Source organism: Pseudomonas anuradhapurensis (genome assembly GCF_014269225.2).
GTDB classification, from domain to species: Bacteria; Pseudomonadota; Gammaproteobacteria; order Pseudomonadales; family Pseudomonadaceae; genus Aquipseudomonas; species Aquipseudomonas anuradhapurensis.
Genome location: NZ_CP077097.1, coordinates 3823957 through 3850281 on the forward strand (window position 1 = coordinate 3823957; position 26325 = coordinate 3850281).

Below are 26325 nucleotides of genomic sequence, written 5' to 3' on the forward strand. Positions count from 1 at the left end.
CGCAGCCCTTTCGCGACGCAAGGCCGCTCCTACAAAGAACGCTCAGCCTGTGACGGCGCTGGTTACTCCGCCGCCGCCTTGCGCTTCTTCAACGGTGCCAAGCCATCGGAGCTGGCCAGCGGTGCATTGGCCTTCGGCTTGGCGGTTGGCTTGCGCTTGGCCGCGGCTTTCTTGTCACCCGACTTCTTCTCGACCTTTTTCTTCTTGCTACCGGCCGCCTTGCCCGAGGCCTTGACCTTCTTCGGCCCGTTGTAGGTGCCCTTCACTTCCTTGATCACCCGGCGCTCGAACTGCTGCTTGAGGTAGCGCTCGATGCTCGACATCAGGTTCCAGTCGTTGTGGGTGATCAGCGAGATTGCCAGGCCTTCGCCACCGGCACGGCCAGTACGGCCCACGCGGTGCACATACTCGTCACCGCTGCGCGGCATGTCGAAGTTGATCACCAGGTCCAGGCCGTCGATGTCCAGGCCACGGGCAGCCACGTCGGTGGCCACCAGCACCTTGGAACTGCCCTGCTTGAAGCGGTCCAGGGCCAGCTTGCGGTCCTTCTGGTCCTTTTCGCCGTGCAGCACGAAGGCCTTCACGTCCTTGGCCACCAGGTGGCCGTAGATGCGATCGGCCAGGGCGCGGGTGTTGGTGAAGATGATCGCCTTGTCGAACGTCTCGTTGGCCAGCAGCCACTGCACGATCTGCTCTTTGTGCTGTTCGTGGTCGGCGGTGATGATCTGCTGGCGGGTGCCTTCGGCCAGCTGCGAGACGCTGTTGAGCATCAGGTGCTCCGGGTCTTTCAGCACCTTGCCGATGATGTCGCGCAGCGCAGCGCCGCCGGTGGTGGCCGAGAACAGCAGGGTCTGCTGGCGGTTCTCGCACTCCTTGCACAGGCGCTCCATGTCTTCGGCGAAGCCCATGTCGAGCATGCGGTCGGCTTCGTCGAGGATCAACACCTGCACATGGGACAGGTCAAGGTTGCCGGCATTCAGCTGCTCCAGCAGGCGGCCCGGGGTGCCGATCAGCACGTCCGGCACCTTGCGCAGCATGGCGGCCTGTTCCTTGAAGTCCTCGCCACCGGTGACCAGGCCCGCCTTGATGTAGGTGAACTGCGAGAACAGCTGCACCTGCTTGAGGGTTTGCTGGGCCAGTTCACGGGTCGGCAGCAGGATCAGCGCGCGGATCTCCACACGGCGCTCGCGCAGGTCGACCAGGCGGTTGAGCAGTGGCAGCACGAAGGCTGCGGTCTTGCCGCTGCCGGTCTGTGCGGTCACGCGCAGGTCACGCCCTTGCAGGGCCAGGGGGATGGCCGCGGCCTGCACCGGGGTTGGCTCGACAAAGTTAAGCTCGGCCACGGCTTTAAGCAGGCGTTCGTGCAGGGCGAATTGGGAGAACACGGAGGTAACCTCAGGCAAGTGCGGGAAATTCAGTTGCATAGGGTAACGTTTTCTGCCGCCTTAGCCGAATTTCTTTTGGCAACTTCATTGCCATCCGCGCTCTAATGGCGCTTCGTTTGGCAACAAGACTGTACGCAAGCCCATGGATATCCAACGAATCTGGCGTGACTCCCTCGACCTGTGGGGCACCCTCGACCGCCATCCAATGCTGCACGCGGCCATTGGCCTGGCGGTGCTGCTGCTGATCTCCCTGGTAATCGGCCGCCTGGCGCGCTTTTTGGTGCTGCATGGCGCCCGCCTGCTGGCCCGCCAGCCGGCGCTGAGGTGGCTGGACGACTTGCGCAACAACAAGGTTTTCCACCGCCTGGCCCAGACCACGCCGTCGCTGGTGCTGCAGTTCGGCCTGAAACTGGTGCCGGAGCTGTCCGATACCGCCCAGCACTTCCTCGGCAATGTCGCCCTGGCCTTCACCCTGCTGTTCATGACCCTGGCGCTGTCCTGCCTGCTGGATGCCCTGCTCGACATCTACGCCCGCACCGAACACGCCCGCACCCGCTCGATCAAGGGTTACGTGCAACTGGCCAAGATGATGCTGTGGATCTTCGCCGCCATTGTCATCGTCGCCACCCTGATCGACCGGTCCCCGCTGTTGCTGCTGTCGGGCCTGGGTGCGATGTCGGCGGTGCTGCTGTTGGTATACAAGGACACCCTGCTGTCGTTCGTCGCCAGCGTGCAGCTGACCAGCAACGACATGCTGCACGTGGGTGACTGGATCGAAATGCCCCAGGTCGGCGCCGATGGCGACGTGGTCGACATTACCCTGCACACGGTGAAGGTGCAGAACTTCGACAAGACCATCGTCTCCATCCCCACCTGGCGCCTGATGAGCGAGTCGTTCCGTAACTACCGCGGCATGCAGCAGTCCGGTGGCCGGCGTATCAAGCGCAGCCTGTTCATCGATGCCGCCGGGGTGCGCTTTCTCACCCGCGAAGAAGAACACCGCCTGAGCCAGGTGCACCTGCTGGCCGACTACCTGGCTGGCAAGCGCCAGGAGCTGCAGCGCTGGAACGAGGCCATGGGGCCGGTGGCCGAGCTGTCGGCCAACCGCCGCAAGCTCACCAACATCGGCACCTTCCGCGCCTTTGCTTTGGCCTACCTGAAAAACCACCCCAACGTGCACCCGAACATGACCTGCATGGTGCGGCAGATGCAGACCACCGCCGAGGGCGTGCCGCTGGAGATCTACTGCTTCACCACTACCACGGTGTGGGCGGATTACGAGCGGATCCAGGGGGATATCTTCGATTACTTGCTGGCGGTGTTGCCGGAGTTCGGGCTGAGCTTGTATCAGCAGCCGAGTGGCAATGACATGCGGGTGGGGTTGGCGGGGCGCGCGGCTCCAGAGCCAATGCCGCGCCGCCTTGAAGAAATGAACGAGGTTTGAGTTTACCGGGGCTGCTTTGCAGCCCCTTCCCTTTTCAAGGCCGCGTCAGGGAACCGCATTCCTTGTTTGCCAAAAGCGGCTTGCTTTCCCGGCTGTGAACCATGCAGTACAACGCGCCAGCCAGAATCAACCCCATCGCCCAACTGATATCCGCCCCCAGCCACTCAGCCACAAAGCCCGTATAGAACGACAGCTTCATGAACGGGATGGTACCGATGATCGACACCGCATACACCGCCAGGCTCCGACGATTGAAGCAGCCGTAACGCCCCTTGGCGTCGTACAGCGCCCCAACATCATAGTGGCCACGGCACACCCAGTAGTAATCCACCAGGTTGATCGCGCTCCATGGGATCAGCAGGTACAGCTGGCCGATCAGGATGTCGGCAAAGAACGTATCGAAATTGTACTGGGTGGCGATGGCGATCACCGTTGCCGCTGCGGTCAGGCCAGCCATTACCAGGGCCTTGGCCGTCGCAGTCACGCGGCGGATGGTCTTGAACGCGCCAAAGATCGTGATCGACGACATGTAGGCGCTGTACAGGCACAGGACGTTGTACTGGATCACCCCCAGCGCAATCACGGCCAGCGCCAACGGCGCCCACGGGCCAAACAAGGCGGCGATGGCTGTGGCCGGGTCATGGCCCAAGGCCGAGGGCAGTTCCACGGCCACCAGCGCGCCCAGTGCCATCATGGCGAAGGAGCCCAGCGCACAACCGCAGTAGGTGGCCCAGAACGTGGCGCGCGGGTTGACGTTGGCCGGGAGGTAGCGCGAGTAATCAGCCACATAGGGGCCATAGCCCAGCGTCCACGAGGCCGACTGGGCCACGATCAGGTTGAACGCGGTGAACGAAAAGCCGGTACTCACCGCCGTCGTGGTCGCCATGTCGCCAGGGTGCAGCAGGATCAGCACCAGGGCGCCGGCAAACACCAGCGTGGACAACAGGCTCATCCAGGCCCCCAGGCGGTGGATGAGTTCGTAGCCGACAAAGCCGATGACAAAGGTCAGTACACCAACCACCACGATGGCCTGGTCATCGCTCATCGGCACCAGGGCCTGCAGGGCATTGCGCATCAGCACGCCGCTGGCGGCGAGGAACAGGACTGCGGCGGTGACCATCACCAACAGCGGAAGCGCCGCACCGTGGACGCCGAACTGGGCCCGGCTCTGGATCATCTGGGGCACGCCCAGGTGCGGGCCCTGGGCAGAGTGCGCGGCCATGAACACGGTGCCGATCAGGTTGCCGACCAGCAGGCCGAGCAAGGTCCAGCCCAGGCTCAGCCCCGAGGCGACGCCCAGGGTGCCGACCATCAGGGCGGTTATCTGGAAGTTGGAGCTGAACCAGATGGTGAACAATCGTTTGGGCGTACCATAACGCTCAGCGTGTGGGACAAATTCGATACTTCGCGTTTCTAGCTTCACGCCGGTCTCCCGCTTTTATTTTTTTGATTATCGGGTAGCCACCGACAGATTTCGGGCCCAGTAACGAACGCGTCATAGCTAGCTGCGCCATGCCTTGCTCGACAACGTCAGGCTACCCAGGCGGCTCATCCACACCGACGCCAGGATCACCGCCCCGCCGAGCAACAGCCGGCCCAATGGCTCGTGCTGGTTCCAGATCAGCAGGTTCAGCAGCAAACCTACCGGCACATGCAGGTTGTTCATCACCGCCAGCGTCGCGCCGGAAACCAGGCAGGCGCCCTTGTTCCACCAGTACAGCCCCAGCGCTGTCGGGCACAGGCCGAGGAACAGCAACACCAGCCATTGCACGTTGGTGCTCGGCAGGTGCTGGGCGTTGCCGAACAGCAGGAACGCCGGTAGCACCACGATCAGCGCGCCCAGGTAGAAGTAGCCAAAGCGCTTGTAGTGCGGCAGGTCGCTGGGGTGGCGTGCGACCAGGTGGCGGTAGAGCACCTGGCCGGCGGCGTAGGTGAAGTTGGCCAGTTGCAGCAGCAGGAAGCCGATGAAGAACTCGCCGCTGATGGTGTCGAAGCGGATCACCGCAGCGCCGGCCACCGCCACCAGCGCTGCCACCAGGGCCCACGGGTTGAAGCGGCGGTTCATGGCATCTTCGATCAAGGTCACGTGCAATGGCGTGAGGATGGTGAACAGCAGCACCTCCGGCACACTGAGTACGCGGAAGCTGAGGTACAGGCAGACGTAGGTGATGCCGTACTGCAGCGCGCCGATCAGCAGCATCGAGCGCATGAAGCGCGGCTCGACCTGGCGCCAGCGGGTCAGTGGCAGGAACACCAGGCCAGCCAGCACCACGCGCGCGAGCACGGCGAAGTAGCTGTCGACGTGCCCGGCCAGGTACTCGCCGATCAGGCTGAAGGAAAACGCCTGGATCAGCGCGACGATTATCAGGTAGCCCATGGGTGCCTCTCGGGGATCAAGGGCGCGACCTTAGCGGGTTGCGGGGGATGAGTTCAACCATGAGGACTGTAAGGGCGGCAGCGCACGCGGTCTTTGTAGGAGCGGCCTTGTGTCGCGAAAGGGCTGCGAAGCAGCCCCAGGATCTCAGCACAGCAGCACAAATCGCCGGGGCTGCTTCGCAGCCCTTTCGCGACACAAGGCCGCTCCTACACAGAGCCAGAGCAGAGCGCATGTGCACAGACATAAAAAAGCCCGGCCAATGGCCGGGCAGGTACACCCAAAGGAGCAAAACCAGGTGTCAGGGTTGGGAATTCGTTGCGCCTCAGGCGACCGCTGCCAGCCTGGCCTTGGCCTGGTTCACGCCTTTCTCGTGGAACTCGCCACTCATGTTCAGCCCTTCGGCGTGGATGAAGTCGACATCGTGAATGCCGATGAAGGCCATGACCTGGCGCAGGTACGGTTCCTGGTGGTCGCTGCTGGCACCGGCGTGGATGCCGCCACGGGCCGTCAGGACAATGGCACGCTTGCCAGTCAGCAAGCCCTGTGGGCCGGTGGGGGTGTACTTGAAGGTGATGCCGGCACGCAGCACGTGGTCCAGCCAGGCCTTGAGCGTGCTAGGGATGGTGAAGTTGTACATCGGCGCAGCCATCACCAGCACGTCGGCGGCGAGCAGTTCATCGGTCAGCTCGTTGGAGCGGGCCAGGGCCTCCAGCTCGGCGGCGCTGCGCTGCTCTTCGGGCTTCATCCAGCCACCCAGCAGGTTGGCGTCCAGGTGCGGCACCGGGTTCACCGCCAGGTCACGCACGCTGATCTGGTCGGCCGGGTGGGCGGCCTGCCACTGCTGGATGAAGTCACGGGTCAGCTGGCGGGAAACGGAATCCTGCTGGCGGGCGCTGCTTTCGATGATCAGTACGCGGGACATGGGTGCCTCCATCGGCAAAAAGGGTTGCGATTCGATGGAGGTGAGATTAAGGCTTGACCTATCGATAAAAAAGCGTAAAAAGTGGGTGCAATCAATCGATTTATCAGTTTATTCCGCGCTACAGCTCAGGGCGATCCGCAGTTTGATGATCTGCCGGTTGAACTTGGCGGTGACATCGACACTTTTACCGGCCGGTACATTCACCCGCCGTACCCGCGGCGCCTCGGGGCCGTTGCGGAAGGTGACCTTGCATGCAGCCGGCACCTGCCCATAGTTATTCAGGGTGATGGCGCCAATGTCGTAAGCCGTGTCGTAGGCGGTGTAGTCGAGCTTGACCCCGGTCAGTTCCTTCTCCACATCGATGGGATAAGCCATGGCCCCGAGGGGCAGGCACATCAGTATTGCCGCACAACATTTCTTCATGGGCCGCTCTCCTTGAAAGAGCGCAGCTTAGGACAACAGGAGCGAAACATGAAAGCGCCGCGCGTAACCCTTGACCAGTGGCGAACCCTGCAGGCAGTGGTCGATCACGGCGGGTTTGCCCAGGCCGCCGAGGCACTGCACCGCTCACAGTCGTCGGTCAGCTACACCGTGGCGCGCATGCAGGAGCAACTGGGCGTGCCGCTGCTGCGTATTGATGGCCGCAAGGCCGTGCTCACCGAGGCCGGCAATGTGCTGCTGCGCCGCTCGCGCCACCTGGTCAAGCAGGCCAGCCAGCTCGAAGACCTCGCCCACCACATGGAACAGGGCTGGGAGGCCGAGGTGCGCCTGGTGGTCGATGCCGCCTACCCCAGCGCCCGCCTGGTGCGCGCCCTGGCCGCGTTCATGCCGCAGAGCCGTGGCTGCCGGGTGCGCCTGCGTGAAGAAGTACTGTCTGGGGTGGAGGAAGTGATGCACGAAGGCATCGCCGACCTGGCCATCAGCAGCTACAGCATCGGCGGCTACCTGGGTGCCGAACTGAGCGCAGTAGAGTTCGTCGCCGTCGCCCACCCGGAACACAGCCTGCACCGCCTGGGCCGCGAACTCACCTTCCAGGACCTGGAAAGCCAGTTGCAGGTGGTAATCCGCGACTCCGGCCGCGCCCAGCCGCGCGACGTCGGCTGGCTCGGTGCCGAGCAGCGCTGGACGGTCGGCAGCCTGGGCACCGCCGCCACCTTCGTCAGCAGCGGCCTGGGCTTTGCCTGGCTGCCCCGGCACATGATCGAGCGCGAGCTGCGCGAAGGCGTGCTCAAGCCGTTGCCACTGGACCAGGGTGGCAGCCGCCACCCACTGTTCTACCTTTATTCCAGCAAAGAGAAGACCCTGGGCCCGGCGACGCAGATTCTCATCGACCTGCTGCGCAATTTCGACACCGCGCCACTGGACGTGCCCTTCGCAGCCCCCGCACAAGCCTGAGAGGACCGCGCCCATGGCCTATTTCGAACACGAAGGATGCGCACTGCATTACGAAGTCTATGGCCAGGGCCAACCGCTGGTGCTGTTGCATGGCCTGGGCTCCAGCTGCCAGGACTGGGAGATGCAGGTGCCGGCGCTCAGCCGTCACTACCAGGTCATCCTGATGGACATCCGCGGCCATGGCCGCTCCGACAAGCCCCGCGACGGCTACCAGATCGCCACCTTCAGTGCCGACCTGCTGGCCCTGCTCGAACACCTGGATACCGGCCCGGTGCACTTCGTCGGCCTGTCCATGGGCGGCATGGTCGGCTTCCAGTTCGCCGTCGACCATCCACAATGGCTGCGCAGCCTGTGCATCGTCAACAGCGCCCCCGAGGTCAAGCGCCGCACCCGCAGTGACTGGATCTGGTGGTTGAAACGCTGGGGCCTGGCGCGCCTGCTCAGTGTCGAAACCGTCGGCAAGGGCCTGGCCGAACGGCTGTTCCCCAAGCCCGAGCAGGCCGGCCTGCGCCAGGAAATGGCCCAGCGCTGGGCACGCAACGACAAACGCGCCTATCTCAAGAGCTTCGACGCCATCGTCGACTGGGGCGTGCAGGAACGCATCGGGCAGATTCACTGTCCTACCCTGGTAATCGCCGCCGACCACGATTACACGCCGATACAACTGAAACAACGCTATGTCGCCCTGATGCCCCACGCCAGGCTGGTGGTCATCGACGATTCCCGGCACGCTACGCCCCTCGACCAACCCGAGGTCTTCAACCAGACCCTGCTGCAATTCCTTGCAGCCGCTTCCACCTCTCAAGGATCTTTGAGCCCATGCTGAAAAAACTTCTACTCACCGCCTGCTCGGTCGCCTTTGCCACCAGCGTCATGGCCTCCGACAAGACCCCGCACGTAGTGCTGGACACCAGCTTCGGCCAGGTGGAAATCGAGCTGAACGCCGAGAAGGCGCCGATCAGTACCAAGAACTTCCTCGGCTATGTCGACAGCGGCTTCTACAACAACACCATCTTCCACCGCGTGATCCCGGGCTTCATGGTCCAGGGCGGCGGGTTCACCGACCAGATGGTGCAGAAACCCACCAAGGACCCGATCAGGAACGAAGCCAGCAACGGCCTGCAGAACACCCGCGGCACCTTGTCGATGGCGCGCACCTCGGACCCGAATTCGGCCACCAGCCAGTTCTTCATCAACGTAGCCGACAACGACTTCCTCAACCCGGGCCGTGACGCCGGTTATGCCGTGTTCGGCAAGGTGACCAAGGGCATGGAAGTGGTCGACCAGATCGTCAACTCGCCAACCACCATCAAGAAAGGCATGCGCGATGTACCGGCCGACCCGGTGTACATCAAGTCGGCCAAACGCATCGACTGACCGCAGGCTTCACAGGGACGTGAAACCGCCTGGGGTCGGATGGAACAGGAGTGTCGTCACCCATGCTGTACCGCCGTTTCGAACAACTGATCGATATCTATCGCGAAGCGCCGAGCGACGCGCCCCCCAGCCGGGTATGGCCGTTCTACCTGTATTACCTGCGCCAGGTCTGGCCGAGCTTCCTGGCCCTGCTGGTGGTCGGCCTGTTCGCCTCGCTGATCGAGGTGGCGATGTTCAGCTACCTCAGCCGCATCATCGACCTGGCCCAGGGCACGCCCAATGCAAACTTTTTCAGTGAGCACAGTGGCGAGCTGATCTGGATGCTGGTGGTCATCCTGCTGCTGCGGCCGTTGTTCTTCGGCCTGCACGACCTGCTGGTGCACCAGACCATCACCCCCGGCATGACCAGCCTGATCCGCTGGCAGAACCACACCTACGTGCTCAAGCAGAGCCTGAACTTCTTCCAGAGCGACTTCGCCGGGCGTATCGCCCAGCGCATCATGCAGACCGGCAACTCGCTGCGTGACTCCGCCGTGCAGGCGGTGGATGCACTGTGGCATGTGCTGATCTACGCCATCACCTCGCTGGTGCTGTTCGCCGAGGCCGACTGGCGCCTGATGCTGCCCCTGCTGCTGTGGATCGTCGGCTATATCGCCGCGCTGTTCTACTTCGTGCCCAGGGTGAAGGAGCGCTCGGTGATTTCTTCCGACGCGCGCTCCAAGCTGATGGGCCGTATCGTTGATGGCTACACCAACATCGCCACCCTCAAGCTGTTCGCCCACACCGACTACGAGCAGCAATACGCCCGCGAAGCGATCAGCGAACAGACCGAGAAAACCCAGCTGGCGGCGCGCGTGGTCACCAGCATGGACGTGGTCATCACCACCCTCAATGGCCTGCTGGTGGTCGCCACCACGGGCCTGGCGCTGTGGTTGTGGAGCCAGTCGCTGATCACGGTCGGCGCCATCGCCCTGGCCACCGGCCTGGTGATCCGCATCGTCAACATGTCGGGTTGGATCATGTGGGTGGTCAACGGCATCTTCGAGAACATCGGCATGGTCCAGGACGGCCTGCAGACCATCGCCCAGCCGGTCACCGTCACCGACCCGCCCAACGCACCGGCGCTGAAGGTCAGCCGCGGCGCGGTACGCTTCGATGACGTGGATTTCCACTATGGCCAGGCGGCCAACGTGATCGAAGGGCTGAACCTGGACATTCGCCCGGGCGAGAAGATCGGCCTGATCGGCCCGTCCGGGGCCGGCAAGTCGACCCTGGTCAACCTGCTGCTGCGGCTGTACGACGTGCAGGGCGGGCGCATCCTCATCGACGGCCAGGACATTGCCCAGGTCAGCCAGGCCAGCCTGCGCGCGCAGATTGGCATGATCACCCAGGACACCTCGCTGCTGCACCGCTCGATTCGCGACAACCTGCTGTACGGCCGCCCGGGTGCCAGCGAGGCCGAGCTGCTCGAAGCGGTGCGCCGGGCGCGGGCTGACGAGTTCATCCCGCAGCTGTCGGATGCACTGGGCCGCACCGGCTTCGATGCCCACGTGGGCGAGCGCGGGGTCAAGCTGTCGGGCGGGCAGCGCCAGCGCATCGCCATTGCCCGGGTGCTGTTGAAGAATGCACCGATCCTGATCATGGACGAAGCGACCTCGGCGCTGGACTCGGAAGTCGAGGCCGCCATCCAGGAAAGCCTGGAGACGCTGATGCAGGGCAAGACGGTGATCGCCATTGCCCACCGGCTGTCGACCATCGCGCGGATGGACCGGCTGGTGGTGCTGGACAAGGGGCGGATCGTCGAGAGTGGCAGCCACAGTGAACTGCTCGAGCAGCAAGGGCTGTATGCCCGCTTGTGGCATCACCAGACCGGGGGCTTTGTCGGGGTCGACTGATCTAGGCCACAACGCGCCCTGTAGGAGCGGCCTTGTGTCGCGATCGGGCCGCAAAGCGGCCCCGGCTATTCTGCTGCGAAGCTGAAAAACTGGGGCTGCTGCGCAGCCCTTTCGCGACACAAGGCCGCGCCTACAAGATTTGCGCCAGCCTTGCGCCAGGATCAGTCCCGGCGATAGGGCAGCATCCCCTTGGCCTCCTCGGCATACGCCCGCACTCCTTCCCGCTCCTGCGCCAGAAAATCTTCCACCGCCCGGCGCAGGCCCGGGTGCAGCAGGTAATGCCACGACCGCGTCAGCACCGGCTCGAACCCGCGAATCAGCTTGTGCTCCCCCTGCGCCCCGGCATCGAAACGCTGCAGGCCCTCGGCGATGGCAAAGTCCATGCCCTGGTAGAAACAGGTCTCGAAATGCAGTCGGTCGAACTCGTCCAGGCAGCCCCAGTAACGCCCGAACAAGCTGTCGCCGCCCACCAGGCTCAAGGCCATCGCCACCTCCTGCCCGGCTTGCCGCGCCATCACCACGCGCAGTGCCTCGGGCATGCGCTCGGCCAGCAAGCTGAAGAACTCGCGCGTCAGGTAAGGCGCTCGCCGGCGCACCGCGTAGGTGTTGGCGTAGCAGCGGTAGACGAAATCCCACTGCGCCTGGTCCAGCTCCGCGCCGTGGTACCAGCGAAAATCGATGCCCTGCCCGGCTACCTGCTCACGCTCCTTGCGCATCTGCTTGCGCTTGCGTGAGCTGAGGCTGTCGAGGAAGTCCTGGAAGTCACGGTAGCCATGATTGCGCCAGTGGAACTGGCAACCCAGCCGCTCCATCCAGCCCGGCACCCCGGCCATCTGCGCATCCAGCTGCGCGTCGGTGAAGTTGATGTGTGCCCCGGACAACCCGCCCTTGCCCAGATACTCCGGCAACGCCTGCAGCACCAGCAAGGCGTCGGCAGGGTCGGCGGCCAGCAGGCGCGGGCCGCTGACCGGGCTGAACGGCACGGCACCGAGCAGCTTGGGGTAGTAGGCGATGCCGGCCCGCTCACAGGCATCGGCCCAACCATGGTCGAACACATACTCGCCAAACGAATGCCACTTGCGGTACGCCGGCAGCAGCGCCCGCACCTGCCCGTCACGCTCCAGCACCAGGTGCTCGGCGGCCCAGCCGGTGTTGCGCGCGACACTGCCGCTGTCCTCCATGGCACTGAGAAACGCATGGCGCAGGAACGGTTGGCCGGGCGGCACCAAGGCATCCCAGGTAGCCGCCGGCAGGTCACGCAGATGAGCAAGGCTGTACAGGCTGGTCACGGTTTCGACTCGCTGTTTCAAGGTACCCAGTATCCCCAAGGAAGGCCCGCCACTCAATTCACCAAGGCCGTGGCGATCCTTTTATTCTCAATTACTTAACCGCAGTGCCACTAATTCGACATTAATCTGTCATTCGCCCCCGCAATACTTGCGCCTGTTTTCCGGAACCCCAGAACCTGTCTATTCAGGCCCTTTCCGAAGACATGCCAATACAGGGGTGGGCGCCTGAGCCTCCCCCATCTTATTCAACAGGGAGAACCTTATGCGTCTTGTTTCTACACTTACCGGAGTGAGCCTCACCGGCATGATGCTGGCTCTGAGTACTCCGGCCAGTGCAGCTGTCGACGCCAAGCTGCTCGAAATGCTCCGCGCCAATGGCTCGATCAACCAGGCGCAGTACAACGAACTGCAGGCAGACCTGGCTCAGGAAACCAAGGAAAAGGCCGCTCAGAAAGCTCAGTCCGACCGGATGAGCTCCTTTGAACAGAAAGTGGCATGGGCCGCCAAGACCCAGGTCAAGGGTGACTTGCGCCTGCGTTACGAAGACGTCAACGTCGACGACCCGAACAGCAGCAGCGGCAACCAGGACCGCCAGCGCGTGCGTGCGCGTGTCGGCTTCTACAGTGAAATCAACCCGCAGGTGGACGCGGGCATCCGTATCGCCACCGGCAGCAGCGCCGACCGCCGCTCGACCAACCAGAGCTTCGACAACTACTTCGACAAGAAGTCGCTGTGGGTCGACCAGGCCTACCTCGACTGGCACCCGACCGCCGTCCCCAACCTGCACCTGATTGGCGGCAAGATGGCCCAGCCGTGGGTGAGCATGGGCGACATCATCTGGGATAGCGACATCAACCCGGAAGGCGTGGCCGCTACCTACAAGACCGACCTGGGCGGCGCCGAAGTGTTCGCCAGCGCCGGCCAGTACACGCTCAAGGACAACGTCGATGGCGACGGTGTGCAGTACAAGCATGACGCACAGGTCTATCACGGCCAGCTGGGCGCCAAGTTCGCCCCGGCAGACGCGCTCAAGCTGACCGTAGGTGCCAGTATCTATGGCTACGACAACGACAAGGAAGCCACCATCCTGCAGTCGTTCGGCAACACCACCAACGAGTTCAACCTGGTGGAAGGCTTTGGCCAGCTGGACTTCACCGGCTTTGCCATCCCGCTGTCGGCTTACGGCCAGTATGTGAAAAACACCGAGAGCACCGATGGCGAAGACCAGGCCTGGCTGGCCGGCCTGAAAACCAAGGTTGGTGCCTGGAGCCTGGACTACAACTACCGCGACGTACAGCGTAACGCCGTGGTCAGCCTGTTCACCGACTCGGACTTTGGCAACGGCTTTACCGGTTCGCGCGGGCACAAGTTCAAGGTCGGCTATGAAATCGACAAGAACTTCTCGCTGGGCGCTGCCTACCTGATGGCCAAGACCGACCTGTCGCAGTTGCCCAACAGCGATGCCGATGTCGATACCCTGCAGGTCGACCTGGAAGCCAAGTTCTAAGCACCACCACTTGCGCTTCACCTGAAGCGGGAAATGCCGACCCCATCCGGCGTTTCCCGCTTTTTTTTTGCCTGCCAGACATGCGCCGGCCTCTTCGCGGGTAAACCCGCTCCCACAGGTACCGTGCAGTGCTCAAAAGCTGTGCCGAACCTGTGGGAGCGGGTTCACCCGCGAAAAGGCCAGAACGGGCGCCCGGTGAATCAGCGCTTGCGCAGGATCACGCTGCCAATCGAATACCCCGCGCCGAACGAACTCAACACCCCCAGCGAGCCCTTGGCCAGGTCGTCCTGGTACAGGTGGAAGGCAATCACCGAGCCCGCCGAGCTGGTGTTGGCATAACGGTCGAGAATCACCGGTGCATCTTCCTCGGCCACTTCACGCCCCAGCAGTTTCTTGACGATCAGCTGGTTCATGCTGAGGTTGGCCTGGTGCAGCCAGAAACGCTTCACATCGCTCGGCTGCAGCCCGTTTTCCTGCAAGTGCTCACCGATCAGTTCGGCCACCTTCGGGCACACTTCGCGGAACACCTTGCGGCCTTCCTGGATGAACAGTTTGTCCGCTGCACCTTCCCCTTCTTCCGCCGCGCGATTGAGGAAGCCGAAGTTGTTGCGGATGTTGTTGGAGAACTCGGTCCACAGCTTGCTGCTGACAATCTCGAACTGGTGCGCCGAGGTCGCCTTGTCGGCACGCTCGAGCAGTACCGCGGTGGCGGCATCGCCAAAAATGAAGTGGCTGTCGCGGTCACGGAAGTTCAGGTGCCCGGTGCACACCTCCGGGTTGACCATCAGCACCGCACGGGCCTGGCCCAGGGCCACGCTGTTGGCAGCGGTCTGGATGCCGAAGGTGGCCGATGAACAGGCCACGTTCATGTCGAAGGCAAAACCCTGGATGCCCAGTGCCTGTTGCACTTCGATGGCGATCGCCGGGTATGGCCGCTGCAGGTTGGAGCAGGCGACGATCACTCCGTCGACGTCGGCCGCGCTGCGGCCGGCGCGTTCCAGCGCCTGGCGGGCAGCGGCCACGGCCATTTCACAGAGCACCGACGGCTCGTCGTTGGAGCGCTCTGGCAGGCGTGGCTTCATGCGCTGCGGGTCGAGGATGCCGGCCTTGTCCATGACGAAGCGGCTCTTGATGCCCGAAGCCTTTTCGATGAAGGCGGCGTCGGACAATGGCGCGGCTTCGATCTCGCCGCGCTCGATGGCCGCGGCGTTGTCCTGGTTGAACTGCTGCGCCCAGGTGTTGAAGGAGGCTACCAGTTCTTCGTTGGAAATGCTCTGGGCCGGGGTGTACAGGCCGGTGCCGCTGATCACGACGTTATGCACGGTCGTTCCTCTGGTCAAAGGCCATCGCCACGGGGCGCTGGCTGGGAAACATGACAGGTTAATGGCACTTTAGTGCCAATTTATAGGCGAGGGCTGCGCCCTCGTTCGCGGGTAAACCCGCTCCCACAGGGGTTGCGCCGCTCCCGAGGATAACGCTTTACCTGTGGGAGCGGGTTTACCCGCGAAGGGCCGCAGGCGACCCAAAATTGCATCATATTGCCACAACTGTGGAAGTTTAACCCTCCACCTGGCTCCATTGCTTGCTCAAACGTTTGTCAGAAATCGGCACCTTGGTGCCCAACTGCTGGGCAAACAGCGAGACCCGATATTCTTCCAGCCACCAGCGGTAGACGGTCAGTTGCTCGTCGCGCTTGCCCTCCTGGGCATGCTTGTCGGCACGGGCCTTGTACTGCGCCCACAGGTTGCCCAGCTCGGCGCTCCACACCCGGTCCTTCTGCACCTGCGCGCCGAGCTTCTCCAGGCGCAGCTCCACCGCCTTGAGGTAGCGTGGCAGTTCCTTGAACCAGGCACCGGGGGTTTCGCGCACGAAGCCCGGGTACACCAGGTTGCCCAGCTGCTGCTTGATGTCGTTCAGCGCCACCGCCTGGCTCAGGTCGATCTTGCCCTTGAAACGCTTCTGCAAGCCGTGCCACAGCTTCAGCACTTCCAGGGTTTGCCGGGCCAGGCGCTCGGCATGCTCGGCCCAGCTGCCGCGCTTGCGCTCCGCCAGCCCGGCCAATGCGGCACCGTCGCGCGGCAGCGCTTGTTCGCCGTCGAGGATGCAGCTGTCCAGGCTGGCCAGCAGAATATCCTCGACCAATGCCTCGACGCGGCCCATATCGCGGTACAGCAGGCCCAGTTCGGTCAGCCCCGGCAGCTTGCCACGCAAATACTTGGCCGGCTCGGCCAACTGCTGCAGCAACAGGCGTTGCAAGGCGCGGCGGTGCTGGAACTCGGCTTCGGCCTGGGTCGAGAAACGCCCTTCGCGCACGCTGCCGTTATCTTCCACCAACGCCGGGTATACGGTCATCGACAGGCCAGCGATGTTCTGCTGGGCGGTCTGCTTCACTTCGCTGAAGGCCTTGGCCTGCACCGGCTGTTCGCTGCTGGCGTCGCGCGGCACGGCCAGCGCAGCCTGGCTGGCGGCGGCAAAGCGTGCGGTCAGCTCGGCCAGGTCGCGGCCTTCGCCAAGGAACTTGCCCTGCCCATCGACCACCTCGATGTTCATGCGCAAATGGCCTTCGACCAGGTTGACCGACTCGTCCCAGGCCTCGTCGGGCACCCGCGCACCGGTCATGCGCAGCAGCTCCTGGCCCAGGGCCTGCGGCAGCGCCCCGTGGCCGAAGGCCATGCGCGCCAGCGAGGCCTTGACGAAGTCCGGCACCGGCACGAAGTTCTTGCGCAGGGCCTTGGGCAGGTTGCGCACCAGCGCCACGCACTTGGCTTCCAGCAGGCCCGGCACCAGCCACTCCAGGCGCTCGCCCGGCAGGCTCGGCAGCAGCGGTGCCGGCACCCGCACGGTCACGCCATCGCGGGGATGGCCGGGCTCGAAGTGGTAGCTCAGCGGCAGGCGCAGATCGCCCACCTGCAGGCTGTCGGGATATTGCGCGGCGGTCACTTCACTGGCCTCGCGGGCCAGCACGTCTTCCTCGCGCATGATCAGCAGGTTGGCGTCCTTCTGGCTGCCCATGCGGTACCAGCTGTCGAAGGTCGCGGTCTGGTGGATTTCCGCTGGCAGGCGCGCTTCGTAGAAGGCGTACAGGGTTTCTTCGTCGGCGAGGATGTCGCGGCGGCGCGCCTTGGCCTCCAGTTCGTCGAGCTGTTCGAGCAGGCGCTTGTTGGCCGCCAGGCACTTGGCGCGCGACTGGATTTCGCCGCCGACCAGGCCTTCGCGGATGAACAGCTCGCGCGAGGTGACCGGGTCGATCGGGCCGAAATGCACCGGCCGGCGGCCGACCAGGATCAGGCCGTACAGGGTGATCTGCTCGTAGGCCACCACCTGCCCGCGCTTCTTCTCCCAGTGCGGTTCGAAGTGGTTCTTCTTGACCAGGTGGCCGGCCAGCGGCTCGATCCAGTCCGGTTCGATCTTGGCCACCATGCGCGCGTACAGCTTGGTGGTCTCGACCAGTTCGGCAGCCATCACCCACTGCGGGCGCTTGCGGCCCAGGCCCGAGGACGGGTGCACCCAGAAGCGCCGCTGACGCGCCCCCTGGTAGTCGCCCTCTTCGGTCTTCTGGCCGATCTGGCTGAGCAGCCCGCTGAGAATGGCCTTGTGCATCTTCGGGTAGTCGGACGGCTCCTTGTTCACCGTCAACTGCAGGTCGCGGCAGATCAGCGCCAACTGGCGATGGGCATCGCGCCACTCGCGCAGGCGCAGGTAATTGAGGAAGTTCTTGCGGCACCAGTTGCGCAGCGGGTTGGCGGTCAGCGCCTGGCGCTGCTCTTCGAAACCGCGCCAGAGGTTGACCAGCGCCGCGAAATCGGAGTCGACGTCCTTCCATTGCGCGTGCGCCTGGTCGGCGGCCTGCTGGCGCTCCGGCGGGCGTTCGCGCGGGTCCTGCACCGACAGCGCACTGGTGACGATCAGCACTTCCTGCAGGCTGCCCAGGCGTGCGCCTTCGAGCAGCATGCGGCCTAGCCGCGGGTCGATCGGCAGGCGCGCCAACTGGCGGCCGATCGGGGTCAGCTGGTTTTCGCGGTTGACCGCCGACAGCTCCTGCAGCAGGTTGAAACCATCGCTGATGGCCTTGCCATCCGGCGGCTCGATGAACGGGAAGGCATCGATCGCGCCGAGGCGCAGGTGGAGCATCTGCAGGATCACCGCCGCCAGGTTGGTGCGCAGGATCTCCGGGTCGGTGAACGCCGGCCGGCTGTTGAAATCCTCTTCGCTGTACAGGCGCACGCAGATGCCCGGCTCGACCCGGCCGCAGCGGCCTTTACGCTGGTTGGCACTGGCCTGCGACACGGCCTCGATCGGCAGACGCTGGACCTTGGCGCGGTAGCTGTAGCGGCTGATACGGGCGGTGCCGGTGTCGATCACGTAACGGATGCCCGGCACGGTCAGCGAGGTTTCCGCGACGTTGGTGGCCAGCACCACGCGGCGCCCGCTGTGCGGCTGGAAGATGCGCTGCTGTTCGGCCGGCGACAGCCGCGCGTACAGCGGCAGGATCTCGGTGTGGCGCAGTTGCGCCTTGCGCAGGATCTCGGCGGCATCGCGAATTTCCCGCTCGCCCGGCAGGAAGATCAGCACATCGCCCGGCCCCTTGCCGACGCTGCGCTCGTGCTGCGCCAGCTCGTCCAGGGTGGCGAGGATGGCCTGGTCGACGGTGAGGTCGTCCTCGATCTGGTTGCCTTCTTCGTCCTGCTCGCTGGTCAGCGGGCGGTACCAGGTTTCCACCGGGAAGGTGCGCCCGGAGACTTCGATGATCGGCGCACCGTCGAAGTGTTGGGAGAAACGCTCCAGGTCGATGGTCGCCGAGGTGATGATCAGCTTCAGGTCGGGGCGGCGGTGCAGCAGGGTCTTCAGGTAGCCGAGCAGGAAATCGATGTTCAGGCTGCGTTCGTGGGCTTCGTCGACGATGATCGTGTCGTAGCGTTCGAGAAAGCGGTCGTGCTGGGTTTCGGCCAGCAGGATACCGTCGGTCATCAGCTTGACCAGGGTGTTGGCGTCGCTCTGGTCCTCGAAGCGCACCTGGTAGCCGACCAGCCCGCCCAGCGGCGTGCCCAGCTCTTCGGCGACCCGCGCAGCCACACTGCGCGCGGCGATGCGGCGTGGCTGGGTGTGGGCGATCATGCCATGGCTGCCTCGGCCGAGTTCCAGGCAGATCTTCGGCAACTGGGTGGTCTTGCCCGAACCGGTTTCGCCGGCGATCACCAGCACCTGGTGTTCGGCCAGGGCCTTCTTGATTTCGTCACGCTTGGCGGCGATCGGCAGGTTGTCGTCGTAGCGCACGGTGGGCACGCTCTGCTGGCGCGCGGTGACCTGGGCGCAGGAGGCCTGGACCTTGTCCACCCACTGCGCCAGCTTCGCCTCATCGGGGCGCTTGCGCAGGTCGTGCAATTGCCGGCGCAGGCGATGGCGGTCGGCGATCATGGCGTGGTCGAGGTTTTGCAGCAGTTTGTCGATGGCGTGGTCAGTCATGGGGCTTTTGAGTGATGCAGGTGAGCCTGCTTTTTCATGATCGGCATTCGAAGGATGCGCGATTGTCGCAGATTTGCGCCTGCTTTGCTGTCCAGGCTGGCGCTGTCCCCTGTAGGAGCGGCCTTGCGTCGCGATGGGGTGCGCAGCAGCCCCTGGCAATTTGTGCCGGGGCGGAAATCCTGGGGCTGCTGCGCACCCCATCGCGACGCAAGGCCGCTCCTACAGGGTTCGCAGCAAGGCTGAAAGTTTAGCAAGGGCTTATGTAAAGGTTGCCATTCACTGCTTTAATCAACCTTACCCAGCATGTGAGTATCCAAGGCATGACTCCCCTCCAGCCCAGCGCCCCACCCTCGCCCCGCCCTTCGCTACCGAAGGCCCGGCGCCGTGCCGGTGAAAATCCGCTGGTCCACGTCATCCTCGCCTTCTGGGCCCTGTGGCACTGCCGTCACGCGCGCCCACCGGATTACTCACGCACGCCTTCATGACCGAACCCGGACCCCGTCCGGCCGTTTGACCCAGCTGGGCCGCCTGCCTGTGCGGTGGCCCCGTGCGCCCATGAGCGAATCCACCATGCACTTTGCACCTGTAGAGCAAGCCAGGCGTTTCCTGGCCGACAACCCCGATATCGAGCTGTTCGAACTGTTCATCCTCGACGCCAACGGCGTACCGCGCGGCAAGCTGCTGCACCGCGACGAACTGCTGGCCGTGTACCAGAGCGGCCGGCCGCTGCCCAGCACCATCCTTGGCCTGACCCTCAACGGCGACGATGTGGAAAACTCCGGGCTGGTGTGGGACGTAGGCGATATCGACTGCCGCGCCTACCCATTGGAAGGCAGCCTGGTACGCCTGCCCTGGCGGCGGGTGCCGACTGCCGCGGTACAGGTGAGCATGCACCCGAGCGAAGGCCTGCCGGCCAGTATCGCCGACCCACGCCATGTGCTGCTGCGCACCATCGATGCGCTGAAGGCCGACGGCTACCACCCGGTGATGGCCTGCGAACTGGAGTTCTACCTGCTCGACCAGCAGCGTGACGCTTTGGGCCGCCCGCAACCGGCGCTGGACAACGATGGCGGCCGCCCACGCAGCACCCAGGTCTATGGCCTGCGCGAACTGGAGCAGATCGAGCCGTTCCTCGCCGACCTCTACGCCGCCTGCAAGGCCCAGGGCATACCAGCCCGCACGGCGATTTCGGAATATGCCCCCGGCCAGGTGGAAATCACCCTCGAGCACGGCGACGCGCTGCAGGCGATGGACCAGGCCGTGCGCTACAAACGCCTGGTAAAAGGTGTGGCCCATGCCCACGGCATGCAGGCCTGCTTCATGGCCAAGCCATTCGCCCACCTGGCCGGCACCGGCATGCACATGCACCTGAGCCTGGCCGACGACGCCGGCAACAACCTGTTCGCCAGCGACGACAAGGCCGGCACTCCGCTGCTGCGCCAGGCCGTGGCCGGCATGTTGCGCCACCTGCACGACTCGCTGCTGCTGTTCTGCCCCAATGCCAACTCGTTCCGCCGCTTCCAGGCCAACAGCTACGCGCCGCTGGCGCCCACCTGGGGGGTGGACAACCGCACCGTGAGCCTGCGCGTACCGGGCGGCCCGGCCAACAGCCGGCATGTGGAGCACCGCATCTGTGGCGCCGACGCCAACCCGTACCTGGCGGCCGCGGCGATTCTCGCCGCCAGCCACCGCGGTATCCGCGAACAGCTTGACCCTGGTGCGCCGGTGGAAGGCAACGGCTATGCCCAGGCCAGCGAACACCTGCCCACCGACTGGCTGACCGCGCTCGACGCCCTGCAGCACTCCAATTGGGCTCGTGAAGCCTTTGGCGAGCCGTTCCTCGGCGTGTACCTGAAGGTCAAGCGCGCCGAGTACCGCCAGTTCATGGCCGAAGTCAGCGAACAGGACTGGCGCTGGTACCTGCACCAGGCCTGAGCCCCGGATAACAAGGAACACCCATGAATGCAGCATTGAACAAAGGCCCGGCGCAGCGCGCGCCGTCCTACTACAGCGCCACCCTCAACGACCACACCGCGTACCCACAGCTAAAAGGTACCGTGCAGGTGGACGTGGCGATCATCGGCGGCGGCTTCACCGGCGTGGCCACGGCAGTGGAACTGGCCGAGCGCGGCCTGAAGGTGGCCATCGTCGAAACCAACCGCATTGGCTGGGGCGCCAGCGGCCGCAATGGCGGCCAGGTCACCGGCAGCCTGTCGGGCGACGAAGCCATGCGCACGCAGATGCGCAACCGCCTGGGGGCCGAAGTCGACGATTTCATCTGGCACCTGCGCTGGCGCGGGCACCAATTGATCGAACAACGCGTGGCGCGCTACGGCATTGACTGCGACCTCAAGCGCGGCCACCTGCATGCAGCGATGAAACCTTCGCACATGGACGAGCTGCGCGCATTCGAGGCCGAGGCCCGGCGCCGCGGCATGGGCGAGCAGGTGCAGTTGCTGGACCGCAACGGCGTGGCCGAGCACCTGCAAAGCCCGCTGTACCTGGGTGCGCTGAAGAACCTGCGCAACCTGCACCTGCACCCGCTCAACCTGTGCCTGGGCGAAGCCCGCGCCGCCCATGGCCTGGGGGCGCTGATCTTCGAGAACTCCGAGGTGCTGGACATCGTCCACGGCCCGCGCCCGGCGGTGGTCACTGCCCACGGTCGGGTCGAGGCGCGCCAGGTGATGCTGGCCGGCGATGTGTATCACAAACTGGAGAAACGCCAGCTCAAGGGCAAGATCTTCCCGGCCATGGGCGGCATCGTCACCACCGCACCGCTGGGGCAGCTGGCCGAGCAGATCAACCCGCAGGACCTGGCGGTCTACGACTGCCGCTTCGTCCTCGACTACTACCGCCTGACCGCCGACAAGCGCCTGCTGTTCGGCGGCGGTGCCAACTATTCCGGCCGTGACTCACGCGATATCGCAGGCGAACTGCGCCCATGCATCGAGCGCACCTTCCCGGCGCTCAAGGGCGTGCCGATCGAGTTCCAGTGGAGCTGCGCGATGGGCATCGTGGTCAACCGCATTCCGCAGCTGGGCAAGCTGTCGGACAATGTGTGGTATTGCCAGGGCTATTCGGGGCACGGCATCGCCACCAGCCACATCATGGGCGAGATCATGGCCGAGGCGTTGACCGGGACGCTGGAGAAGTTCGACACCTTTGCCCAGTGCAAGCATGTGCGGGTGCCAATGGGGGAACTGCTGGGGAACCCGCTGTTGGCGGCAGGGATGTGGTATTACCAGATGCTGGAGAAATTGCGCTGATTTTACCGGCCTCTTCGCGGGTAAACCCGCTCCCACAGGTATTGCACAACCCTTGAGAGTTGCACAGAACCTGTGGGAGCGGGTTTACCCGCGAAGAGGTCGGTAAAGCCAGCAGAGATTCAGAAGATCAGGCGATCTTCTTCAGGCCCTGCTTCTTCAGCTCTTCATCGCGCAGTTCGCGGCGCAAAATCTTGCCCACGTTGGTGGTCGGCAGCGCGTCGCGGAACTCGATCTGGCGTGGCACCTTGTAGCCGGTAACGTTGGCGCGCATGTGCTCCATCACCTGCTCCTTGGTCACGGTCATGCCCGGCTTGACCACGATGAACACCTTGATCACCTCGCCCGACTTCTCGTCCGGCACCCCGATGGCCGCACACTGCAATACGCCCGGCAGGGCCGCCAGCACGTCTTCCAGTTCGTTGGGGTACACGTTGAAGCCCGAGACCAGGATCATGTCCTTCTTGCGGTCGACGATGCGCATGTAGCCGTCCGGCTGGATCACGGCGATATCGCCGGTCTTCAGCCAGCCCTCGCTGTCGAGGATCTCGGCCGTGGCGTCCTCGCGCTGCCAGTAGCCCTTCATCACCTGCGGGCCCTTGATGCACAGCTCGCCCACCTCGCCCAACGGCAGTTCGTTGCCCGCGTCATCGATCACCTTGCACAGGGTCGAGGGTACCGGGATACCGATGGTGCCGACCTGGTTGGCCTCCGACGGGTTCACCGCGGCCACCGGGCTGGTCTCGGTCATGCCGTAGCCTTCGCAGATGGCGCAACCGGTGACGGCTTTCCAGCGCTCGGCCACGCTCAGTTGCAGGGCCATGCCGCCGGACAGGGTAATTTTCAGCGCGGAGAAATCCAGGGCGCGGAAGGCCTCGTTGTTGCACAGGGCAACGAACAGGGTGTTGAGGCCGACGAAGCCACTGAACTTCCACTTGCCCAGCTCCTTGACCATCGCCGGCAGGTCACGCGGGTTGCTGATCAGCACGTTGTGGTTGCCGATCAGCATCATTGCCATGCAATGGAAGGTAAAGGCGTAGATGTGGTACAGCGGCAACGGAGTGATGAGGATTTCGCAACCTTCGTGCAGGTTAGCGCCCATCAGTGCCCGGCACTGCAGCATGTTGGCCACCAGGTTGCGGTGGGTGAGCATCGCGCCCTTGGCCACGCCGGTGGTACCGCCGGTATATTGCAGCACCGCCACGTCGTTGGCCTGCGGGTTGGCCTCGGTCACCGGCTGCCCTTTGCCCAGCGCCAGCGCGTCGTTGAAACGTACGGCACGCGGCAGGTGGTAGGCCGGTACCATCTTCTTCACGTACTTGATCACGCTGTTGATCAGCAGGCGCTTGAGTGGCGGCAGCAGGTCGGCCACTTCGGTGACGATGACATGCCGGACCTGGGTCTTGGGCACCACCTTCTCGGCCAGGTGGGCCATGTTGGCCAGGCACACCAGGGCCTTGGCACCGGAGTCGTTGAACTGGTGTTCCATCTCGCGTGCGGTGTACAGCGGGTTGGTGTTGACCACGATCAGCCCGGCACGTATGGCACCGAACACCGCCACCGGGTATTGCAGGACGTTGGGCAGCTGCACGGCAATGCGGTCACCCGGCTTGAGGTCGGTATGCTGTTGCAGCCAGGCGGCAAACGCCCCCGACAGCGCATACAGCTCGCCATAAGTGATAGTCTTGCCCAGGTTGCTAAAGGCCGGTTTATCGGCAAAGCGTTGGCAGGATTGCTTGAGTACCGCCTGGATATTGGGGAATTCGTCAGGATTGATTTCCGCCGTAATCCCGGCTGGGTACTTATCCTTCCAAAAATGTTCGATCATGGAAGCCCACTCCTTCAGCAACAGCGAAGTTCGATTCACGCGTCGATGCGCTTATTATTGATATGAGATGACGGCTCGTTGCAAACCGGATCATCTGAAAGCGGGCCGAGAGTATCAGCTTTACCTGGGGTCGCCTAGGGGCCAAAACAGGCCTTGCAGTCACAAAAATGACTCAATGAACAATACAAGTCATTTTTAGAGTATTTAGCCAAAATGTCGCAGATCGGGCTGTAAGCAGCCTGTTAGAGCGGTTTCACGGCATTCGCGGGCGTGCCCGCTCCCACAGGGGCCTCACAGTTCTCGAATGCTGTGCAGTACCTGTGGGAGCGGGCAAGCCCGCGAACAAGCCAACCCGCTATCAAGCTATATCACGCAGCTCCCGCCGCAGGATCTTGCCCACCGGCGTCATTGGCAAGGCGTCGCGCAACACGATGTGCTTGGGCACCTTGTAGCCGGTGAAGTTGGCCTTGCAGAAGGCCTTGAGCTCTTCCACGCTCACCCCGCCCTCGCGCGGCACCACGAACAGCTTCACCGCCTCGCCGGAACGCTCGTCCGGCACGCCGATGGCTGCGCAGTTGGCCACCTTGGGGTGGCCCATGACCACGTCCTCGATCTCGTTGGGGTACACGTTGAAACCGGAGACGATGATCATGTCCTTCTTGCGGTCGACGATGCGGGTGAAGCCGTCCGGGTCGATCACTGCAATATCGCCGGTCTTGAACCAGCCCTCCGCATCCAGGGCCTGGGCGGTGGCCTCGGGCTGCTGCCAGTAGCCCTTCATCACCTGGGGCCCCTTGATGCACAACTCGCCACGCTCGCCCAGCGGCAGCTCGTTGCCGTCATCGTCGATCACCTTGAAGGCGGTGCCCACCACCGGGATGCCCACCGTGCCCAGGCGCGCCAGTTGGCCATAGGGGTTGGTGCTGGCCACCGGCGAGGTTTCGGTCAGGCCGTAGCCTTCGACGATGCGGCAGCCGGTCAGGCTCTCCCAGCGCTCGGCAGTGGCCTTGACCAACGCAGTGCCGCCCGAGTTGGTGACTTTCAACGCCGAGAAATCCAGCTGGCTGAAGCCTGGGTGGTTCATCAGCGCAACAAACAGGGTATTCAGGCCCAGCAGCCCAGTGAACCGCCATTTGCCCAGCTCCTTGATGAAGCCGGGGATATCCCGCGGGTTGGTGATCAGCACGTTGTGGTTGCCGGTGACCATCATGCACATGCAGTTCGCGGTGAAGGCGTAGATGTGGTACAGCGGCAGTGGCGCGATCATCACCTCCTGGCCTTCCTTGATCAGCTTCTGCCCATCCGGCCCGTGCTGCGAGAGGCAGGCCAGTACCTGCAGCATGTTGGCCACCAGGTTGCCGTGGGTGAGCATGGCCCCCTTGGCCAGGCCAGTGGTACCGCCGGTGTATTGCAACACGGCGATGTCGTCCAGGCTCAGCGGCACCGGCTTGGCAGACAGCTCGCGGCCCTGGCGCAACACCTGCTTGAACGGTACCGCCTGCGGCAGCCGGTAGGCCGGTACCATTTTCTTCAGTTTGTCGACCACGGTGTTGACCAGCCAGCCCTTGGCGGCGGGCAGCATGTCGCCCATCTTGGCCTCGATCAGGTAGTCGATGCCGGTATCCGGCAGTACCTCCTGGACGTGCTTGCCGAACATGTTCAGGTATACCAGCGCGCGCGCGCCGCTGTCGGTGAACTGGTGACGCATCTCACGCGCGGTGTACAGCGGGTTGGTGTTGACCACGATCAGGCCCGCCCGCAGGGCGCCGAACACGGCGATGGGGTACTGCAGCACGTTGGGCATCTGTACCGCGATGCGGTCACCCGGCTTGAGGTCGGTGTGCTGCTGCAGCCAGGCGGCGAAGGCCGCCGAATGGCGCTCCAGAGCCGCGTAGGTCAGGGTCACGCCCAGGTTGCTGAAGGCCGGGCGATCGGCAAAGCGCTTGCAGGAGCGCTCGAACACCTCGACAACCGAGGTGTAGGCGTTGATGTCGAGGGTGGATGGCACGCCCGCTGGGCGCTTGTCGTTCCAGAAATCGGCTTGCATTTATTATTGTTCCTCTGCCTGGACCCGCTGAGTGTCCTGTCCTTTTACCTGCCCGCCCAAGAGCGAAAAGGCGTTGGCCCGACGTTAACAGGTAAGCCCGAGGTGGCATATACGCCAAGTGCCGCCATTAACA

At 64.0% G+C, this 26325-nt stretch carries 18 protein-coding genes; 8 read left to right on the forward strand and 10 right to left on the reverse strand.

Translation table 11 applies throughout. The features are described from left to right. Window positions 1–62: 62 nt before the first annotated feature. A complete protein-coding gene (locus HU763_RS17615) occupies window positions 63–1424 on the reverse strand; it encodes a DEAD/DEAH box helicase (protein ID WP_186688527.1) in 1362 nt (453 codons plus the stop codon). 103 nt (window positions 1425–1527) lie between these two features. Between HU763_RS17615 and HU763_RS17620 the strand changes: the two genes are divergently transcribed. After that, the gene (locus HU763_RS17620; protein ID WP_186688524.1) at window positions 1528–2829 is read left to right on the forward strand and encodes a mechanosensitive ion channel family protein; all 1302 of its coding nucleotides are present in this window, start codon (window positions 1528–1530) and stop codon (window positions 2827–2829) included. A 34-nt stretch (window positions 2830–2863) separates the two neighbouring features. On the opposite strand, the gene HU763_RS17625 is transcribed toward HU763_RS17620, so the two are convergent. The 4 genes from HU763_RS17625 to HU763_RS17640 form a co-directional block, all read right to left on the reverse strand. Then, on the reverse strand, window positions 2864–4252 hold the full coding sequence (locus HU763_RS17625; protein ID WP_186688521.1) for a purine-cytosine permease family protein: 1389 nt from the start codon (window positions 4250–4252) through the stop codon (window positions 2864–2866). Window positions 4253–4330: 78 nt separating this feature from the next. Next, on the reverse strand, window positions 4331–5206 hold the full coding sequence (locus HU763_RS17630) for a carboxylate/amino acid/amine transporter (protein WP_186688517.1): 876 nt from the start codon (window positions 5204–5206) through the stop codon (window positions 4331–4333). A gap of 322 nt (window positions 5207–5528) precedes the next feature. Next, a complete protein-coding gene (locus HU763_RS17635; RefSeq protein WP_170031317.1) occupies window positions 5529–6128 on the reverse strand; it encodes an FMN-dependent NADH-azoreductase in 600 nt (199 codons plus the stop codon). A gap of 108 nt (window positions 6129–6236) precedes the next feature. Next, window positions 6237–6551: a hypothetical protein gene (locus tag HU763_RS17640; RefSeq protein ID WP_025753884.1), complete on the reverse strand. Its 315-nt coding sequence runs from the start codon at window positions 6549–6551 to the stop codon at window positions 6237–6239. Between the two features lie 48 nt (window positions 6552–6599). Between HU763_RS17640 and HU763_RS17645 the strand changes: the two genes are divergently transcribed. The 4 genes from HU763_RS17645 (at window position 6600) to HU763_RS17660 (ending at window position 10795) form a co-directional block, all read left to right on the forward strand. After that, window positions 6600–7523 carry a LysR family transcriptional regulator gene (locus tag HU763_RS17645; RefSeq protein WP_170031319.1) on the forward strand — a complete coding sequence of 308 codons (924 nt, stop codon included), beginning with the start codon at window positions 6600–6602 and terminating at the stop codon, window positions 7521–7523. A 13-nt stretch (window positions 7524–7536) separates the two neighbouring features. Next, a complete protein-coding gene (locus HU763_RS17650; RefSeq protein ID WP_186690722.1) occupies window positions 7537–8349 on the forward strand; it encodes an alpha/beta fold hydrolase in 813 nt (270 codons plus the stop codon). Further along, entirely contained in the window at window positions 8343–8900 is a 558-nt protein-coding gene (locus HU763_RS17655) for a peptidylprolyl isomerase (protein WP_186690723.1), read from the forward strand. Before HU763_RS17650 ends, HU763_RS17655 begins: the two co-directional genes overlap by 7 nt. 62 nt (window positions 8901–8962) lie before the next feature. Then, a complete protein-coding gene (locus HU763_RS17660; RefSeq protein ID WP_186690724.1) occupies window positions 8963–10795 on the forward strand; it encodes an ABC transporter ATP-binding protein in 1833 nt (610 codons plus the stop codon). 161 nt (window positions 10796–10956) lie between these two features. Here the strand turns inward: HU763_RS17660 and HU763_RS17665 are convergent, their stop codons facing one another. Next, complete coding sequence (locus tag HU763_RS17665; protein WP_186690726.1) at window positions 10957–12084, reverse strand: GNAT family N-acetyltransferase; 1128 nt, start codon at window positions 12082–12084, stop codon at window positions 10957–10959. A 262-nt stretch (window positions 12085–12346) separates the two neighbouring features. On the opposite strand from HU763_RS17665, the gene HU763_RS17670 reads away from it, so the two are divergent. Continuing rightward, window positions 12347–13591 (forward strand): putative porin, encoded by a 1245-nt coding sequence (locus HU763_RS17670; RefSeq protein WP_170031327.1) that lies wholly within the window; start codon window positions 12347–12349, stop codon window positions 13589–13591. 200 nt (window positions 13592–13791) lie between these two features. Here HU763_RS17670 and HU763_RS17675 read toward each other — a convergent pair whose 3' ends face one another. Both HU763_RS17675 and hrpA read right to left on the reverse strand, forming a co-directional pair. Next, window positions 13792–14913, reverse strand: coding sequence for a beta-ketoacyl-ACP synthase III (locus HU763_RS17675; protein WP_170031329.1), 1122 nt, complete (start codon window positions 14911–14913; stop codon window positions 13792–13794). A 235-nt stretch (window positions 14914–15148) separates the two neighbouring features. Further along, window positions 15149–19054, reverse strand: coding sequence for an ATP-dependent RNA helicase HrpA (hrpA, locus tag HU763_RS17680; protein WP_186690725.1), 3906 nt, complete (start codon window positions 19052–19054; stop codon window positions 15149–15151). A 570-nt stretch (window positions 19055–19624) separates the two neighbouring features. On the opposite strand from hrpA, the gene HU763_RS17685 reads away from it, so the two are divergent. After that, entirely contained in the window at window positions 19625–20989 is a 1365-nt protein-coding gene (locus tag HU763_RS17685) for a glutamine synthetase family protein (protein WP_170034251.1), read from the forward strand. Window positions 20990–21012: 23 nt separating this feature from the next. Continuing rightward, complete coding sequence (locus HU763_RS17690) at window positions 21013–22320, forward strand: NAD(P)/FAD-dependent oxidoreductase (RefSeq protein ID WP_186690571.1); 1308 nt, start codon at window positions 21013–21015, stop codon at window positions 22318–22320. Between the two features lie 127 nt (window positions 22321–22447). Here the strand turns inward: HU763_RS17690 and fadD1 are convergent, their stop codons facing one another. Together fadD1 and fadD2 are read right to left on the reverse strand one after the other, a co-directional pair. After that, window positions 22448–24145, reverse strand: coding sequence for a long-chain-fatty-acid--CoA ligase FadD1 (fadD1, locus tag HU763_RS17695; RefSeq protein WP_170031335.1), 1698 nt, complete (start codon window positions 24143–24145; stop codon window positions 22448–22450). Window positions 24146–24503: 358 nt separating this feature from the next. Next, complete coding sequence (gene fadD2, locus HU763_RS17700; RefSeq protein ID WP_186690569.1) at window positions 24504–26192, reverse strand: long-chain-fatty-acid--CoA ligase FadD2; 1689 nt, start codon at window positions 26190–26192, stop codon at window positions 24504–24506. Between the last annotated feature and the right edge of the window lie 133 nt (window positions 26193–26325).